This is a genomic window from Ruegeria sp. BHSB058 (assembly GCF_059613285.1).
On record NZ_JBXWSF010000090.1, the window covers coordinates 1 to 15,494 of the forward strand.

Genomic DNA, 15,494 nt, shown 5'->3' on the forward strand with positions numbered 1-15,494 from the left:
GGCGAAACCCTTGGCATTGTCGGAGAGTCGGGCTGCGGAAAATCCACGCTCGCGCGGATGCTCGTCGGTCTCCTGCCGCCCAGCTCCGGCACGATCGAGATCAATGGCGAACCACTGGACAACGCCGATCCGGCCTTGTTCGGGCGGAAGATCCAATATGTGTTCCAGGACCCGATCAGCAGCCTCAACCCGCGCAAGACGATCCGTCAGATCATGGAAGCGCCGTTGAAGCACCTTCACAACATGCCCGCGGCGGCCCGTGCGGACCGCATACGGGAGATCTTTGCCGCAGTGAACCTGCGCGAGGAATTTCTGGATCGCTATCCGCATGAGTTCTCGGGCGGGCAGGCGCAGCGGATCGGCATTGCCCGCGCACTGGCCGCGGATGCGCGGATCCTCATCCTCGACGAACCCGTTTCGGCGCTGGACGTGTCGGTGCAGGCGCAGGTTCTGAACCTGCTGGCCGATTTGAAGCAGCAATTCGGTCTGACCTATCTGTTCATCAGCCACGACCTTGCCGTGGTCGAGGCGGTCAGCGACCGGGTCGCGGTGCTCTATTTCGGCGCGGTGGTCGAGGTCGGCCCGGCGGACCAGGTCTTTGCGCATCCCAAGCATCCCTATACCAAGCTTCTGGCTGAAAGTGCGCCTGTGGTCGGACGCCCGTTGACCGCGCCGGAGGGGCGGGAAACCGAATTGCCAGACCCGCTGAACCCGCCAAAAGGCTGCGCCTTCCGGGCGCGGTGTGCCTTTGCCAGCGACTTATGCGAGCGCGAAGCGCCGCGTCTTGAAAAGCAGTCAGATGGTGTGTGGACAGCCTGCTACCACCCCCTCGCAGACTCAAAGTAGGTAACGAGGTTTTCGGGGTCGCGTGGCGATCCAAAGCGGTTGAGGGCGTCCAGATTGTCGTTTCCTTATGGAAACCCGGGTCTCTTGGGTTGAATGTCCACATTCCTTTCTTCTGAACAACGAGCGTTGATTTGCTCGTGCAGCAAAGACACAGCTGCGTGCGCACGCAGCACGAAATAGCAATAGCAATCATGGGCTCAGTCGTTGAATCCGCCGCCCCCGGGCGGAATGCCCGCTGTCGATTAACCAACGGCGCGCAATCATCTTGAAGGTTCGAAATATCCGTGCATTTGCAGATGTTTTTCAGGCAAGTGCTGAAACCTTGCGAAAGGCCGGTCTCGAAGCGCGATGGTGTCGCGGATCGCTGCGGCACCGCATGGCGGGAGAGAGCCCAGACCTACTGATGCAGCACAGAGCGCTAATGATTACAAATGCGTGTGAAGCAGACGTTGTCGCAGGTCATGACGCAAGAAGCAGTCGTTTCTGCTGGTCTGTCGATGCCGCGATGGGGTAAGCATCATGGCAATTCGCAAAACTGGCACGTAGAAAGAAGGGCCGGTCACTTCCATTCCTTGGTTTCCCGAGCGAATTCTTCGAGGTAGTCGACCAATGCGTTTGAAGCGGCAATGGCCGCCGTCGTGTCTCCGTTTGCGACATCAAGCAGCAACCGAGCGTGCAGCTCGGCCGCAATGTTGAAGTCTTCTTTCTTCATGTGGAAAATCCAGAAACGGCGCGACAATCCCTGGACAACACGCATCGTTTTCTTTGAAAATTCGTTGTGACATGCCTCGACAACCAGGTCATGGGCCGTTCTAACAGCCGACAGGGCCTGGGGACGCGAGGCAGGCGGAGCCTTACTGACTTCTAACAACTCTTCACCGAAGGTCCTCATGATCTGCCGGTCCTCTTCTGTGGCCCGGATTGCCGCATATTCGGCGGCAAAGTTCTGCAAGGGGCGCCGAATTTCGAGCAACCGCAACTGAACATCCGGTTCCACTTCGGTAATCTGAATGCCACGGCGTTGCTTGATGACCACAAGGCCCTCGAATTCGAGGCGCTGCAATGCCTCGCGCACGGGGGTTCGGCCGAATCCGACGACTTCAGCAAGCTCTTTTTCGGAATACATCACGCCCGGCTTCAACTCGGTCAGGACGATCATTTCCTCAAGCTTCTGAAAGGTGGCCTCGGCGTCTGAAAGGGTTTTCACGGTCTTGTCCATATCTCTATATTTGCCTGCAATCCCCATGCCTTGTCCACTTCATCCGACCCAAATCAGGAAAATGGCAGCTCGCACAGGGTGCCGCCAAGCACACGCCCCTCTTTTCGCACCTCGACATGGTCGCCCGGGCGATACACCCGGGAAACCAGAGCGAAGCCGATGTTTTGGCCAAGCTTGCGCGACCAGGTGCCGTTGGTCATGTCACCGACCTTGATCCCACCAACCTGGATGTCGTACCACCGCGCATGGTTCGGCGACGGCATTTCGCCCTCAAGAACCACACCCAGCTGGTGACGCCTTGGACCCTCGTCCTTGATCCGGCGAAGTGCCTTGATGCCGATCACGCCGTCATCCACGTCCAGATCAACATACTTGCCAAGCCGGACCTCGAAAGGGTTGGTCGCATCATCGGAATCCCCACCGTAGGACAAAAGGCCGCTTTCGATCCGTTCACAGGGGTTTGGGTATCCCGGACCGATCCCGAATGGCGCGCCCGCCTCACGCACGATGTTCCAAAGCTCGGTTCCGCGGGATCCGTCCATCAGGTAAATCTCAAAGCCGCCTTGTTTCGAGAATCCGGATCGGGCGATCTTGACCGGAATGCCGCCGATCTCGGCATCGCCGAACCAGAAGTATTTCAGGTTCCGCACCCAATCCCCGAAGATCGACGCCACGACATCTGCCGCCATCGGGCCCTGAACGGCCATCGGCGAAACGTCGGGTTCGGTGATGTCCACCTCAAATCCGCGTTCGGCAGCGATGCAGCGCGCCCAAAGTTTGACGTCACTGTCCGCGATCGAGAACCAGAACAGTTCGTCGTCCAGCTTGTTGACAACCGGGTCATTGATAAGAGTTCCGGCGTGATTGCACATCGGTACATACTTGCCTTGGCCAACCACCTGTCCGGAAAGATCGCGCGGAGAAAGGATCTGTGCGAGACGCGCAGCGTCGCGTCCCTTGATCTGAACCTGCCTCTGGCCGCCTACGTCCCACATGCTGACACCGTTCATCAACCGGTCATATTCCGCATCGGCATCGCCATATCCCAGTGGGATCAGCATCTGGTTATAGGGCGTGAATGAGGTGACGCCTTCTGCAAGGGTTGCCTCGTAATAGGGCGATGGGCGCAAGCGGGTATGAGGGGCGATTTCCGGCATCTTGGGGCCTTTTGCTTTCCGGTCAAACCGGGTTTGGTTGAAAGTGGTTTTTGAAGGTCTGGCGCAACGCCTGACGGTCGAGCTTGCCCAGCACCGTTCGAGGCAACGCTTTGAGAGTGACGACATCATCCGGAAGCTGCCATTTCGCGAACCGACCGGTTGACATGAGCTCTCGAGAAATTCGCTCGATCTCGATCGCTTCTCCGGCCACGGCCACGCAGAGGGGTCGTTCTCCCCATCGCGGATGTTGCACACCGATGACGACGCATTCCTCCACTCCGGCGATCTGCGAAATCTGCCTCTCCAGCGCGGCTGGGGAAACCCACTCGCCGCCGGACTTGATCAGGTCCTTCTTGCGGTCCTGCAGGTGCAGGGTGCCGGTTCGGTCAATCTCGGCCGTATCACCGGTTGCGAACCAACCGGCCTGTCGCGCCGAGCCCTTTTGGCCGTGATACCGCTCGACGACACACGGGCCGCGAACCAGCAGTTCCTGCGTTCCATCTTCGGACTCTGCCAGCGAAAGTTCGGTCAGCGGCAGCGGCTGGCCCTGCATTGGCGGGACCTCGCCTACTTCGGGCGGCAAGTGCTGCATCGTCGCCGCACTCAGCGTTTCCGTCATGCCCCAGCACAGCATGGAGGTGACACCTGCCGCCCTGAGGATCGACAAGGTTTCAGAACGCGGTGCCGTGCCGCCCATCAGGATACGCAGCCCGGTGAGGTTTGCCTTTCGCAAGGCGATTTCCGGGGCAATGCGGGCAATCACCTCGGGAACGGCGCCGGTGAAGGTGATCTTCTGCTGGGTCAGGATGTCCGGAACTTGATCTGCCTGGATCGGCCCTGAAAGCACCGAGATATCCGCCCCGCACATGAATGCCGAATAGGGAACACCCCAGCCTGCGCCGTGGCAGAAAGGAACCATGAGCAGCACATTGTCGGAATGACTGATGCCGTAGCCATCGACCATTGCCTCGGTCAGGGCGTGCAGCGTCAGCGCGCGGTGAGAATAGCCGACACCTTTGGGCCGCCCCGTGGTGCCACTGGTATAACAGAGCACGGCTGGGGCATTTTCATCGGTTACCGCAGCCTCAATCGCATCAGGGTTCGGCGGGCCAGACCCCAGAAGGGCATCGAAACTGGTGACGTCTCCGCCCGCACCTTCACTCAGAGACAAGATATCCAGATCAGGGCGGGCCTTGCGCAATTCAGCAAGCAAATCGGCGAATTCGGCATCAATGAACAATAAGCGGTCGTCAGCGTCTTCAAGGATATAGGCGATTTCCTCGACCGGCAGACGCGTGTTGATGGCGTGGAACACGCCGCCCGCCAGCGGCACGGCCCACATCAGCTGCAAATGCCGAATTCCGTTTGCGGCGAGCGTCGCAACCCGTTGGCCGGGTTCGAGACCACGCGCCTGCAACGCGTTTGCCAAGGCAAGAACATCGTGGGCGAACTGATCATAGCTTTGTTCGACAACCGATCGGTCCGGACCAAAGCACCGTATGCGGCGCCCGGTACCGATGGTACGGCCGCGCTCGAAAAGTCGATAAAGTGTCAGTGGATCGGTCATTCCATTCTTTCCACAATACCCTCAGACCATGCCGAACTTCCGAAGCGTGGCTTGTGCGGCTCCGGTTGCGAGACAACGCTCGAATGACGCCATCGCGCGGTCGTCCATCTCAACCGCATCCCGGTCAATCGGCCCCGCGCACAGCTGTTTGGTTGCCGCAACCGCGTGGGCCGGTAGCGCAGCCAGCCGGGTGGCATAGTCGAGTGCGGCCTTGGCCGCGCTGCCTTCGGCCAGGAAGTCCGCTAACCCGATCCGATATGCGGTTTCACCGGAAAACCCTTCTGCCCCCCAAAGGATATGCCGCGCCGTATAGGCCCCCAGTCGCGCCTGCATCGCGGCAATGCCATAGGCGGCGTTCCAGCCGATGGGAACCTCTGGAAGGGCCCATTTTGCATCCGCGCTGGAAAAAACCACGTCACAGGATGCAGCATAGACCGCGCCACCGCCGATGGCGTACCCGTCGACAGCGGCAATGATCGGTTTCGGGTGACGATTGAAGCTGCGGGCCAGCGCCGCCATTTCGCGTTCGTCTGCGATCATTTCTCCGACGCTCTGACCGGAGAGAGCCTTGAGATCGCTGCCTGCTCCGAAGCCATGCGAATATCCCTGCAAAACAATTGCATTGACACCTTCATCGCGGGCGGCGCGCTCTAGCGCCCCGGCCAGCGCCCGTGTCACTGCAAGATCCATTGAATTGCGCCGCTCGGGCCGGTCCAGCGCCAGGGTCAGAACCGCCCCGTGATCGATCTCGCGCAGGCCTTCCGTCATCAGATTTTCACTCCAAACCGGGCATATGAGGCCCTGGCGACCTCGTGCTTGCAGCTTTCATGAAACATCTGGTTGGCCATCAGATCGAGCACCTGGCTGTTTTCACCCGCCGCCGGTGCACAAAGCCGCTTGGTCGCCGTAACGGCGTGTTCCGGCAGTGCCGTGAGCTTGGTCGCGTATTCGTGCGCTGCCTCGGCCGCGCGGCCCTCGGCAAGGAAATCCGCCAATCCCAGACGAACGGCTTCTTCGCCATCGAACGGATCGACGCCCCAGCAGACATGGCGGGTCACATAAGGCCCGCAACGGGCGAGGAATGCCTGGACACCCCAGCCGGGGTTCCAGCCCAACGCCACCTCGGGCAAATGCCAGCGGGCGTTCTTCGCAGTGAAAACCACGTCGCAGGACACCGTGAACACCATGCCGCCGCCCATGGTGAACCCGTCCACCGCCGCGATCACCGGCGTATCCATGAAACAGAACGAGCGGGCCACGGCAGCTTTTTCACGTTCTGCCGCGGAGATCTGGTCGAGGTTGAACGTGGCGAGTTCCTTCAGGTCGCTGCCGGCACAGAAGCCATGTTCCTTGCCGCGCAGGATAATCGCCTTGATCTCCGGGTCGCGGTCCAGTTCCGCCGTGACCTCGGCGATCCTGTGGGCAAGCCCGAGGCTCATGGCGTTGCGGACCTCGGGGCGGTCGATGGACAACGTGGCGACAGCGCCATCACGGGTGATTTCGAGCATGAAGGTTTTCCTTTACGTGAAGAGTTTCGGATCCATCGGGGGGATTTGATCGGGCACGCGCACCGGCGCAAAGCCCATCAAGTCGAGCACCTGGGCTTTCGGGTCGATCCCCGGGGCAACTTCGAGAAGTTCCAGACCGTCCGGCGTCACCGCAAAGACGGCACGTTCGGTGACAAAATGGGCGGTCTGACCACGCTCACGCACACCGGTCAGCAGCGGGTAGGTGATCTGTTCGACACTTGAGACGAATTTCGAAACCTTGCCTTCCTGCAGGATCGTCAGCTTGCCCCCTGTGGCGTCGACCTTCAGCCCGCCGGTGGTGAAGGTGCCGTTGAAGATCAGGTTGGTGGCGTTGTGTGCGATGTCGATGAACCCGCCCGATCCGGGATTGGCGCTCCCGAATTTCGAGACGTTGATATTGCCCTCAGCATCAAACTGGGCAAAGGCCAGCGCGCAGGTTTTGCACAGGCCCGCATGGATCGCATCAAACTGGGTTACGCCATCAAGCAGGGCATCGGGGTTGTAATTGGCCGAGAACTGCCAGCCCGAGGTGACGATGCCTCCGTATGAGCCGTGCTCGGTGGTGGAGGGGTAGTCATAGATGCCATCGCCATCGAACCGGCCTTCGGTGGCAAAGATCGTCGGGATCGAGGACGAGGCGCCGAACCCGTAGATCGTCAGTTCATTTTTATTGATCATGCTGGCAGAACGGCGGGCAATCACCGTCGGCGCACCGGGTTTCAGCGGTTGCAGCTCGCGCGGGTCCATCCGCGTCTGGCCCAGGAACCGGGCGTCGTCCTGAATGCCGGTGACCAGTTGCTGGTCAGGATCGACCACCACTTGATCGACCAGGACCCCGGGCACCTTGACCATATGCGCATGGCGCTCGCCGGGTTCATAGGTGCGCTTGACCTGGGCAATCACCTTGCCGCCGCAGGCCTTGACCGCCAGCGCGATCGCCAGGTTGGACGACACCAGGGGATCGTCCTCAAAACACAGGTTGCCGTGTTTGTCGGCCGACGTTGCCCGGATGATGCCGTAATCGAGATGCTGGCTCGGAAAGAAAAGGTGCGGCTTGCCGCGGAAATCGACCTTTTCGACAATGTCTTCGGTGGTACGCGGTGTGACCTTGCCGCCATCCAGATCGGGGTCGACAAAGGTGCCGATGCCGACCTCGGTCAGATATCCGGGGCTGCGCCGCGCAATCTCGCGCAGCCAATGCATCATGACGCCGATATGAAAGGTGTAGGCCTCGATCTTGTTGGCCCGGACCTGCCCCATCGACCGGGGGCGTTCGCCGGTCTTCGGATCGGGCGGGTTGATGAACGACCCGGTGATCAACCGCTTGGTCATGCCGTCGTGCATCAGGTTATCAATGCCCTTGATCGCGCCGTTGTCGCCCCCGAAGCAGGGGACATAAAGCGTCAGATCGCCCGGCGCACCGGTATCAAGGTAACGCTGCCCCAAGCTGCGCAGCAGCTTTTCCGGGACGATCCAGCCGATGACGCCAACGATGGCCAGCGTGGCACCGGACGGAATGTCGGCAACGGCGGTTTCGAATTCGGTGATCTTACTCATGGGATCCTCACATCAACACGGATGGCAGCCAGAGGGCGATTTGCGGAAAGGCGATCAGCAGTCCGATGGCCAGCGCCTGCAGGAAGATGAACGGCCAGAATGAGCTGTAGATGTCGCCCATCGTGATGTCGTCGGGTGCGACACCTTTCAGGTAGAATGCGGCCGGGCCGAAGGGCGGCGTCAGATAGGACATCTGCATGTTCATGGTGAACAGAACGCCGAACCAGATCGGGTCATAGCCGAAGCCGATGATGATCGGCACGAAGATAGGCATGGTCAGAAGCAGGATGCCGATCCAGTCCATGAACATGCCAAGCACAAAGAGGATCAGCATCATCACGATCAGGATCGCCAGCGGCGACCAGTCGAGCCCGTTGATGGCCGAGGTGACATAGGCCGCACCGCCGAAGAAATTGTAGACGCCGATGAGGGCGGTTGCGCCGAACACGATCCACATGATCATGCCACAGATGCGCAGGGTCTGATTGCAGACGTCCCGGATGAGACCGAGCGAGAAGGTGCCCTTGACCGCGGCCGAGATCAGCGCGCCGATGACACCCATGGCGGCGGCTTCGATAAAGGACGTGATGCCGGTATAGATACAGGTCAGCACCCAGGCGGCCACGGCGACAGGCAAGATGGCACCACGCATAACCGCCATCTTCTCGGCGCGTGGCATGTCGCGTTCTTCAGGCGGAAGCGGCGGCGCCTTGTCCGGCCAGATCGTCGCCGTCACCATGACATAGACCACATATAGGCCGGCCAGCATCAAGCCGGGCAGTAGCACGGCAAGGAACAGCTCACCCACACCAGTATCCGTGGTCAGCCCATAAACGATCAGCACGATCGACGGCGGGATCATCGTACCGAGGGACCCCCCGGCACAAACAACGCCCACGGCCAATTTCTTGTCGTATCCGCGTTTCAGCATTTCCGGCAGGGCGATCAGGCCCAAGAGGACGATCTCGCCGCCGATGATGCCGGACATTGCGGCCAGCAGAACCGAAACCGCCAGTGTCTGAACCGCCAGTCCGCCGCGTATCTTGCCGCCCAGCATCGACATGGCACGAAACAGATCGTTGGTGACCCCTGATTTCTCCAGAACCAGCCCCATCATCACGAAGAGCGGCACCGCCACGAAGGAAAAATCCGCCATCAGATCGTAGATGCGGGTGGCGATGAGGCTGAGACCCGTCGGGCCGAACTCCATCAGGATCAGGGCTGCGGCCATGATCCCCGTGGAAAAGGCCAGCGGCACGCCCGCGAACAATAAAAACAGGATGCCGATGACAAGGATCAGCGTGATCAGTCCGATACCCATGATCCTATGCCACCAGGCGTTTCATCGAACGGAAGATTTGCGTCACGGCGATCACGCACATGATGCCCGCGCTGACCAGCAACACGGATTTCAGGATCATCGGCAAGGGCGAGTCCCAACTGGTTCCGGTTGTTTCATTGAGTTTGATCGACAGGCGTGCATTGACCCATGCGCCATAGCCCACCAATGCCAGATACGCTGCGGCAACGATGGCCGCCAGCAAGTCCAGCCACCGCTGCACCCGCTCAGGCACGTTGTCGTAGATCGCGGTAATCCTGATATGGCTGCCTTCGTAAAGCACAACGATGCCGCCAATCGCGAAACAGCCCCCAACCAGCATGACGACCATGTCCTGCACCCAAATCCGCGGTGCATTAAAGCCGTAACGCATCACCACCTCAAAGCCGATGATGGCGACGCAGATGGCAAAGCCATAGCTGGCAATCTCGACCGGTTTCAGCACCCAGGGGAGAGACGGGCTGCGCGCATCGGGCTCTGGCAGTTCCATGGTGGTCCTCGAAGAAAAAAGCCGGGCCGATCACGGCCCGGCAGTTGGAAGAGATCAGTCGATCTGACCGATGGATTTCAGCCAGGCGATCTGGCTTTCGTAGACTTCCTGGGCGTGGGGGCTTTTTGCCGCCGTTGCTGCCCAGATTTCCTGTGCAGCCGCGCGGAACTTGGCGCGTTCTTCCGGCGCCCAGTCGATCAGGGTGATGCCCTTTTCTTCGGCCGCCGCCAGCACCTCGGCGTCTGCCTTTTCGAAAGTCTGAAGCATATCAAGCGCCAACGTCCGCACACCAAGTTCTAGAAGGGTCTGGGTTTTGGCATCCAGGCTGTTCCAGGTTTCGAGATTCATCGATACGTCGCCCATCGGGATCGAGTGGATGCCCGGATAGATCGCGTAGGGTGCGACATTATGCAGGCCCGCGCCGTCGTTGATCGAAATCGTCGACCAGTCCGTGGCCGAGATCACACCCTTTTCGAGCGAGGTGTAAACCTCGGAACCGTGCACCGAAACGGGCGCCGCTCCGATTGCCCGGAAAAGATCGGAAGACGGCCCCTCAGGCATTCGTATCTTCACGCCTTCAAATTCGGCAACCGTACGGATCGGTTCCTTCATGGGGATGGATTCCACGCCCCACGGCACCGGCCCGATAAAGTATAGCCCATGCTCGGCATAGATATTGCGGGCCAGTTCAAGGCCACCGCCCTGATAGTACCAGGTGAGAAACTGATAGACGTTGGAATAGCCCGCGTTCATTTCGCACAGCAGGCCGAAGGCCGCGTCGACACCGGCATAGTAGCATGGCGTGCTCTTTTGCATATCGAGAATGCCCGAGCCTACGGCCTGCAGCGTCTGGTTGTGGGCGACAATGGCCTTGTTGGGAAGGACAGTGATGTTGATGTCCCCGCCCGAGGCCGCAGTCATGTTAGCCGCGAATTGTTCAATGACGAGTTGAGGCGCAGATCCGCCGCCCCAGAATGACTGGAGTTTCCAGTCGTAGCTGTCCGACAGCGACGCTGTCGCCGACAGAGCCAGCGCTGCAGCACCAGCCATCAGGGATTTTGCAAAATTCATGGGTTTCCTCCTAGGGTTGGACATTGATTGCTTTTGGAAAGTCCGTAAAATCAGTCCAGTGCGGCCCCTTCGCGGTTCAGGATGTCGCGAACGTCTTCGCCTCGGATGTTGCGCAGGGCGACGCCGTCACGCAGCGCGATGTCCGCTGCCACAGCCGCCGCGTGGCCATAACCAAAGCATTGTGCAGTGACCCTGGCAGAGGCCAAGGCCTCGTGTTCAGCGGAAAGACAGCGCCCGGCGACGATGATGTTCTCGCCAATCTCGGGAATGAGCGTGCCGAAAGGAATTTCGTAATAGTCGTCCAGCAGCCATTCGACCTTGGGCTTCTGGCCGGAATGCAACTCGATCGGCCAGGGGCAGCGCACGACACCATCGGCATGTTTGTGGCGCCCCACCACGTCCTGGTTGGTCAGACGTTTGACCCCGACAATCGAGCGGGTCTGGCGAATACCGACCTCGACCCCGGTATCGACGACATAGCTGTCAGCACAGCCCGGCACCTTGTCCTTTAGGAACCGCGCATATTCCCGAACCTGATGGCGGGCGACGATTTCTGCTTCTGTGTGATCAACCGGGTTGGTCACATCCAGATCGCGCCCGTCACGGCCCAGGATGCGGGTGGCGTTGACCATGAGCTCGTTCGGGCGCGAGGTCGGAAAGATCCAGATCTTCTTGCGCGGAAGATGGTAATTGCCGCTGTTCTCGGCCTCGATCAACGCCTCGACGACGTGTGCCGGGCTGATCGTGTTATCGCCCCAGTACTCCAGGTAAGCGCCCACATCGACATTGCCCAACCGGAAGATCATCGTCGGGTTCTGGATGGTGCCGTCCTGCCCCTTGGTGGTCGCCCAGCCGGCGCGGTGCACGACATCGGCGTCGCCACTGGCATCAACAACCAGCTTGGCTTCAATCCTGGCCAGGCCGGATTTCGTGTCAACTATCACGCCACGCACGGCAGCCCCATCTCGCAGCACGCCCACGACGCGGGAATGGTAGAGAATGTTCACGCCTGCATCGGACAAAAAGTCGTCCGCGTTTTCGCGCCACATGTGCGGGTCATGCGTGACCGTCCAGGTTTTGCCATAGCGCTGCGGTTCCGTAAGACCGCCACGCGCGATCAACCGCTTGCGGAACTCGTCGGCAAAACCGAACACGACTTGCTCGGCACGATTGGCGTTCCGATCGCTGGACATGTAGAGACCGCAAATCGTGCCCGACATACCGGCAACCGCTCCACCGCCGCAGAAACCGTAGCGCTCGATCATGAGAACCTGATGCCCTTTTCGGGCGATGTTCGTTGCTGCCGAGACACCCGCAGCGCCACCACCGGCAACGATCACGTCAAACTGGCCCAGGCTTGGGATCGCTGCTTCGTTAAGCACTCCTTGAATCGCGTAATCGTCGGAAAGCATGGCGTCGCCCTGTTCGAATTATTGATACCTCATCTGATATATCATTAGATATAGTTCGGTCAATGAATCTGGCAGCGCTCCTAATTACCAGCGCAAGGCAGTCTCTATGAGTTTGAAAACATGAAGAATAATCGAACAAGGAACTTCTGTAAGGAACGACCCTTCAGCACATTTCCAGGCTCACGGTTTCTGCTTTCAGATGCCAACGCCGGAAAGTGGCCAGTTGATTCCCTCGGTTCCAGGACGGATGTCCTTGGCGTTCGGAACTATCCTTTGCGATAGAACACACTGTGAAACTTCAGACAGATTGAGATTGCGCAACGAGATATCGAATGGCCGCTGCGGGGACGTTGCGACGGTGTGTCGGCGACAAAGGAGAGGACCTTCCTTGTGCCATTTCTCTTGAAGCGAAATACCGCAATGCAAAGCAAACCAGACACTGCAGTCAATTAGCTAGATGCTCGCTCAGTCCGCGACTCGTTCCTTGCCTGAAGAAGTCTCGCTGCGCCTGGCACGAATGGCCGCTCTTCTCGCTGCATTGTCGTACTAAAGATGATGCGCGCGCGGCAAAATCTGTGCTGCGAGCGCGCGCAGCGAGAAAATCAAATTCACAGGATGGGCTCACACTTCGGTTTTGCCGCCCATGCGCGAACTACGGCTCCTGACTTGCCTATGACCACGCATTGAGCAACATGATACAAGATCAAAGACTTGGCCCGATCCCCCGGATGACCGGTCTCGATCAGCCTGTTGCACCGGCATTGCCACGCGGGCGTTAGGCGGTTCTGAGCCCTATTTGACCTTACATAGTCCACATCTATATTGTTGCTTATCTGACGCCGATGCCAGATCCAGGAAAAAACTAGACGAGACCGATGCATGAAAATTGGCGAATTGGTACAAGCAACTGGTCTAACCGAGCGAATGCTGCGCCACTACGAGCAGCTTGGGATCATTACGCCTGGCAGATCTGAAGGCGGTACGCGTCAATATGATGAAGAGGACCTCGCGGTTGCACAGCTCATGCGACAGTTGCGTGCGCTCGATATTCCGTTGGAAACCGTCGCGGAGATCGCGCAGGAACGATCAAAGCATTCAACCGGGAATTCTTCTTGTCTCTCCGTTGGCGCCTTGCTCGAAGACCTGGCTGAGCAGTTGAGCCGAAAGGCCGAGCGGGCACTTTCACTCCGGCGGACAATAATGGATGCCGAGAAATCAGTTCAGGAGTGCAAGGGCTGTGAGAATGTCCCTAGCTCCAAGACCTGCCCGGACTGTCCCATGAACCGCATGGCAGAAGAAAACCCAGTGGCCGCCTTGATCTGGGATTAGGTTTAGAGGCGGAAGACCTGTCCAACGATCGGCCAAAACACATCGAATTCGGCGTCGTCGGAGAAAGGCATCTCGTCGTAGTCAGGTTCCTCAAGCGAAACTCCTGCTCGCAGTGCATTCTGCACTGCGCTCCATTTTGCAAACTCTGCTTCAAGGGCAGGTAAAGTCATCTGGCGCCGCATCATTGCAGCAGGCACCTCGATCACGGTGCCCGGAAGCGACAACCCCTCATATCCTGAAATCACCCATTCGCGCGCGCATTCCCAATGGGGGCCAATGACTTCGAAAAGAGTTTGGTATGCAGCCCGTACACGCGGAGGCAGTGAAATCTCGCCCCACGCCAATGCTGCGAAAACGCCACCCGTTCGCACAACTCGTTGAGCTTCGGCAAGATGTGCCGAAAGATCAAAGTGGTGTAGCGCCTGCATGGAAAACAGCAAATCGACACTCTGCTCTCTCACCGGAAGCTTCTCGGCAGCTGCCTTAACAACCTTGACCGGCGTCTGTTGCAATCGGGGTGGCGCCACGTCCGTCGCCACCACAGTGGTAAAGTAGGGTTTTAGGAATGCCGACAGCTCTCCAAGACCTGCGCCACATTCGACGCAGGCCCCGTTCTTTTCGGGGAGGGTTGCCAACCATTGCATCAATCCACGTGGATCAAGCCGCTTGGCGCCCTTCATGGGCTCAATGCACCGTACTGACGAATTTCTCAAACTCGCCAGCGTGCATTTCATGGCTGAGCTCCGGCTTGGGGAACTGCCCACTCGTGGCTGCTTCGAAATAGGCTGAGTAGGCTCTTTGCATTTCGCCCCAGACGTCACCGAACACTTCGCGTTTGGGGGGAATGGGAAAGACCGAACACCCGATGATGTCGCTGGATACATGAAAAATTCCATGCGCGTGTGGACCGGAGCCAAGGCTGGCCACTGCAACGGGCAAGTTTTCGTAGCACCATTTCGTCAGCTCAACCGACGTGTGCTCGAAGAGAGCCGCGAAAATACCCGCATCAATCGATGCCTTGACCAGTTCGACAATGGCCGATGCCTCTTCTGCGGTGCGTCCGGCCGGCGCATGGCCCGAGTTCATCACCGCACGTTCGCCCTGAACTCCAAAATGCCCCACGACGGGAATACCGGCATCGACGATGGCTTTGATATGACCAACGGTGCCAAGCGAGGGTTCGATATGCACGCCATCGGCGCCTAACTTGACGACCTTTGCGGCATTGCGAACCGATTCCTCAACCGAGATGCAGGCCGTCGTGTTTGGCATGTTGCAGATGATGAACGGCGACGATGCTCCACGCAGCACACCTTCGAGCATGTAGAGCTGTTCCTCGAAATCCACGGTGGCCATGGATTTGTGACCCATCATGCCCATCGGGCCGGGGCTGCCACAGCAGAGCAGATCCATGCCTAATTCCTCGGCCATAATCGCGCTGGGGGTGTCATGGCACTCCATGCCAACGATGCGCTCGCCCTTTTGTACCTTTTCGGCAAGGTGCTTGAGCCGAGTCTTTCTGCGTTTTGTCATAAATTCCTCCCATCCGGTTGAGTTTTGTTGGATGAGATCCACTATCTGACATATATGTAAGATTTGCAAACCTTTTCGAACTACCACCTGGTCCCGTGTCTTGGTTTTCGTACAGAGAATTTTGCTGCGCTCTGATCGAATGGCCAGTTTTCTCGCCGCGTTGCGGCAGCCGAAAATTCAGCTACCGCAGAAACCCCCCGCGCTGCGAGCGCGTGCAGCATGAAAACACAATGGCCGGGTTGGGCTCGAAGGGGACATCTGACAGAAATGCGCCGATGTCCGGACCGCGGACCTACTACAAAACCTGAGCGCATAACGGCCCCGATTGAATGGCGAAAAACGGAGTGAACTGCGTTTTGCACCAATTCCTACTTTCCGGCTCTGGTTAACTTTTACCAAGGCGCAATTTGTGTTGGATTGGTCGGGACGCAAAGCTCGGGCGCAC

Annotated in this window: 14 protein-coding genes; 2 read left to right on the forward strand and 12 right to left on the reverse strand. The window is 58.9% G+C overall.

The window, feature by feature from the left end; all coding sequences use genetic code 11:
* Positions 1-846, forward strand: an 846-nt coding sequence (locus AC2FNB_RS17845) for an oligopeptide/dipeptide ABC transporter ATP-binding protein (RefSeq protein WP_496748280.1), incomplete at its 5' end; no start/stop codon positions are given.
* Positions 847-1,405: 559 nt separating this feature from the next.
* On the opposite strand, the gene AC2FNB_RS17850 is transcribed toward AC2FNB_RS17845, so the two are convergent.
* The 10 genes from AC2FNB_RS17850 to AC2FNB_RS17895 form a co-directional block, all read right to left on the reverse strand.
* Positions 1,406-2,053 carry a GntR family transcriptional regulator gene (locus AC2FNB_RS17850; protein ID WP_480747848.1) on the reverse strand — a complete coding sequence of 216 codons (648 nt, stop codon included), beginning with the start codon at positions 2,051-2,053 and terminating at the stop codon, positions 1,406-1,408.
* Positions 2,054-2,118: 65 nt separating this feature from the next.
* Entirely contained in the window at positions 2,119-3,222 is a 1,104-nt protein-coding gene (locus AC2FNB_RS17855) for a glycine cleavage T C-terminal barrel domain-containing protein (protein WP_480747849.1), read from the reverse strand.
* Between the two features lie 22 nt (positions 3,223-3,244).
* Positions 3,245-4,789, reverse strand: coding sequence for an AMP-binding protein (locus AC2FNB_RS17860; RefSeq protein WP_480747850.1), 1,545 nt, complete (start codon positions 4,787-4,789; stop codon positions 3,245-3,247).
* Between the two features lie 21 nt (positions 4,790-4,810).
* Complete coding sequence (locus AC2FNB_RS17865) at positions 4,811-5,557, reverse strand: enoyl-CoA hydratase/isomerase family protein (protein WP_480747851.1); 747 nt, start codon at positions 5,555-5,557, stop codon at positions 4,811-4,813.
* Positions 5,557-6,297 carry an enoyl-CoA hydratase/isomerase family protein gene (locus AC2FNB_RS17870; RefSeq protein ID WP_480747852.1) on the reverse strand — a complete coding sequence of 247 codons (741 nt, stop codon included), beginning with the start codon at positions 6,295-6,297 and terminating at the stop codon, positions 5,557-5,559. Before AC2FNB_RS17870 ends, AC2FNB_RS17865 begins: the two co-directional genes overlap by 1 nt.
* Positions 6,298-6,309: 12 nt before the next feature.
* Positions 6,310-7,875 (reverse strand): CoA-transferase, encoded by a 1,566-nt coding sequence (locus tag AC2FNB_RS17875; protein ID WP_496748281.1) that lies wholly within the window; start codon positions 7,873-7,875, stop codon positions 6,310-6,312.
* A 7-nt stretch (positions 7,876-7,882) separates the two neighbouring features.
* Positions 7,883-9,196 carry a TRAP transporter large permease gene (locus AC2FNB_RS17880; RefSeq protein ID WP_480747854.1) on the reverse strand — a complete coding sequence of 438 codons (1,314 nt, stop codon included), beginning with the start codon at positions 9,194-9,196 and terminating at the stop codon, positions 7,883-7,885.
* 4 nt (positions 9,197-9,200) lie between these two features.
* Positions 9,201-9,704, reverse strand: a complete 504-nt coding sequence (locus AC2FNB_RS17885) for a TRAP transporter small permease subunit (RefSeq protein ID WP_480747855.1) — start codon at positions 9,702-9,704, stop codon at positions 9,201-9,203.
* A 54-nt stretch (positions 9,705-9,758) separates the two neighbouring features.
* Positions 9,759-10,775, reverse strand: coding sequence for a TRAP transporter substrate-binding protein DctP (gene dctP, locus AC2FNB_RS17890; RefSeq protein WP_480747856.1), 1,017 nt, complete (start codon positions 10,773-10,775; stop codon positions 9,759-9,761).
* 50 nt (positions 10,776-10,825) lie between these two features.
* Complete coding sequence (locus AC2FNB_RS17895) at positions 10,826-12,187, reverse strand: FAD-dependent oxidoreductase (RefSeq protein WP_480747857.1); 1,362 nt, start codon at positions 12,185-12,187, stop codon at positions 10,826-10,828.
* Positions 12,188-13,066: 879 nt separating this feature from the next.
* Here AC2FNB_RS17895 and AC2FNB_RS17900 point away from each other — a divergent pair.
* A complete protein-coding gene (locus AC2FNB_RS17900) occupies positions 13,067-13,516 on the forward strand; it encodes a MerR family transcriptional regulator (RefSeq protein WP_480747858.1) in 450 nt (149 codons plus the stop codon).
* Between the two features lie 2 nt (positions 13,517-13,518).
* Here AC2FNB_RS17900 and AC2FNB_RS17905 read toward each other — a convergent pair whose 3' ends face one another.
* Entirely contained in the window at positions 13,519-14,196 is a 678-nt protein-coding gene (locus AC2FNB_RS17905) for a class I SAM-dependent methyltransferase (protein WP_480747859.1), read from the reverse strand.
* Between the two features lie 4 nt (positions 14,197-14,200).
* Positions 14,201-15,049, reverse strand: a complete 849-nt coding sequence (locus AC2FNB_RS17910) for a 3-methyl-2-oxobutanoate hydroxymethyltransferase (RefSeq protein WP_480747860.1) — start codon at positions 15,047-15,049, stop codon at positions 14,201-14,203.
* Positions 15,050-15,494 lie beyond the last annotated feature (445 nt).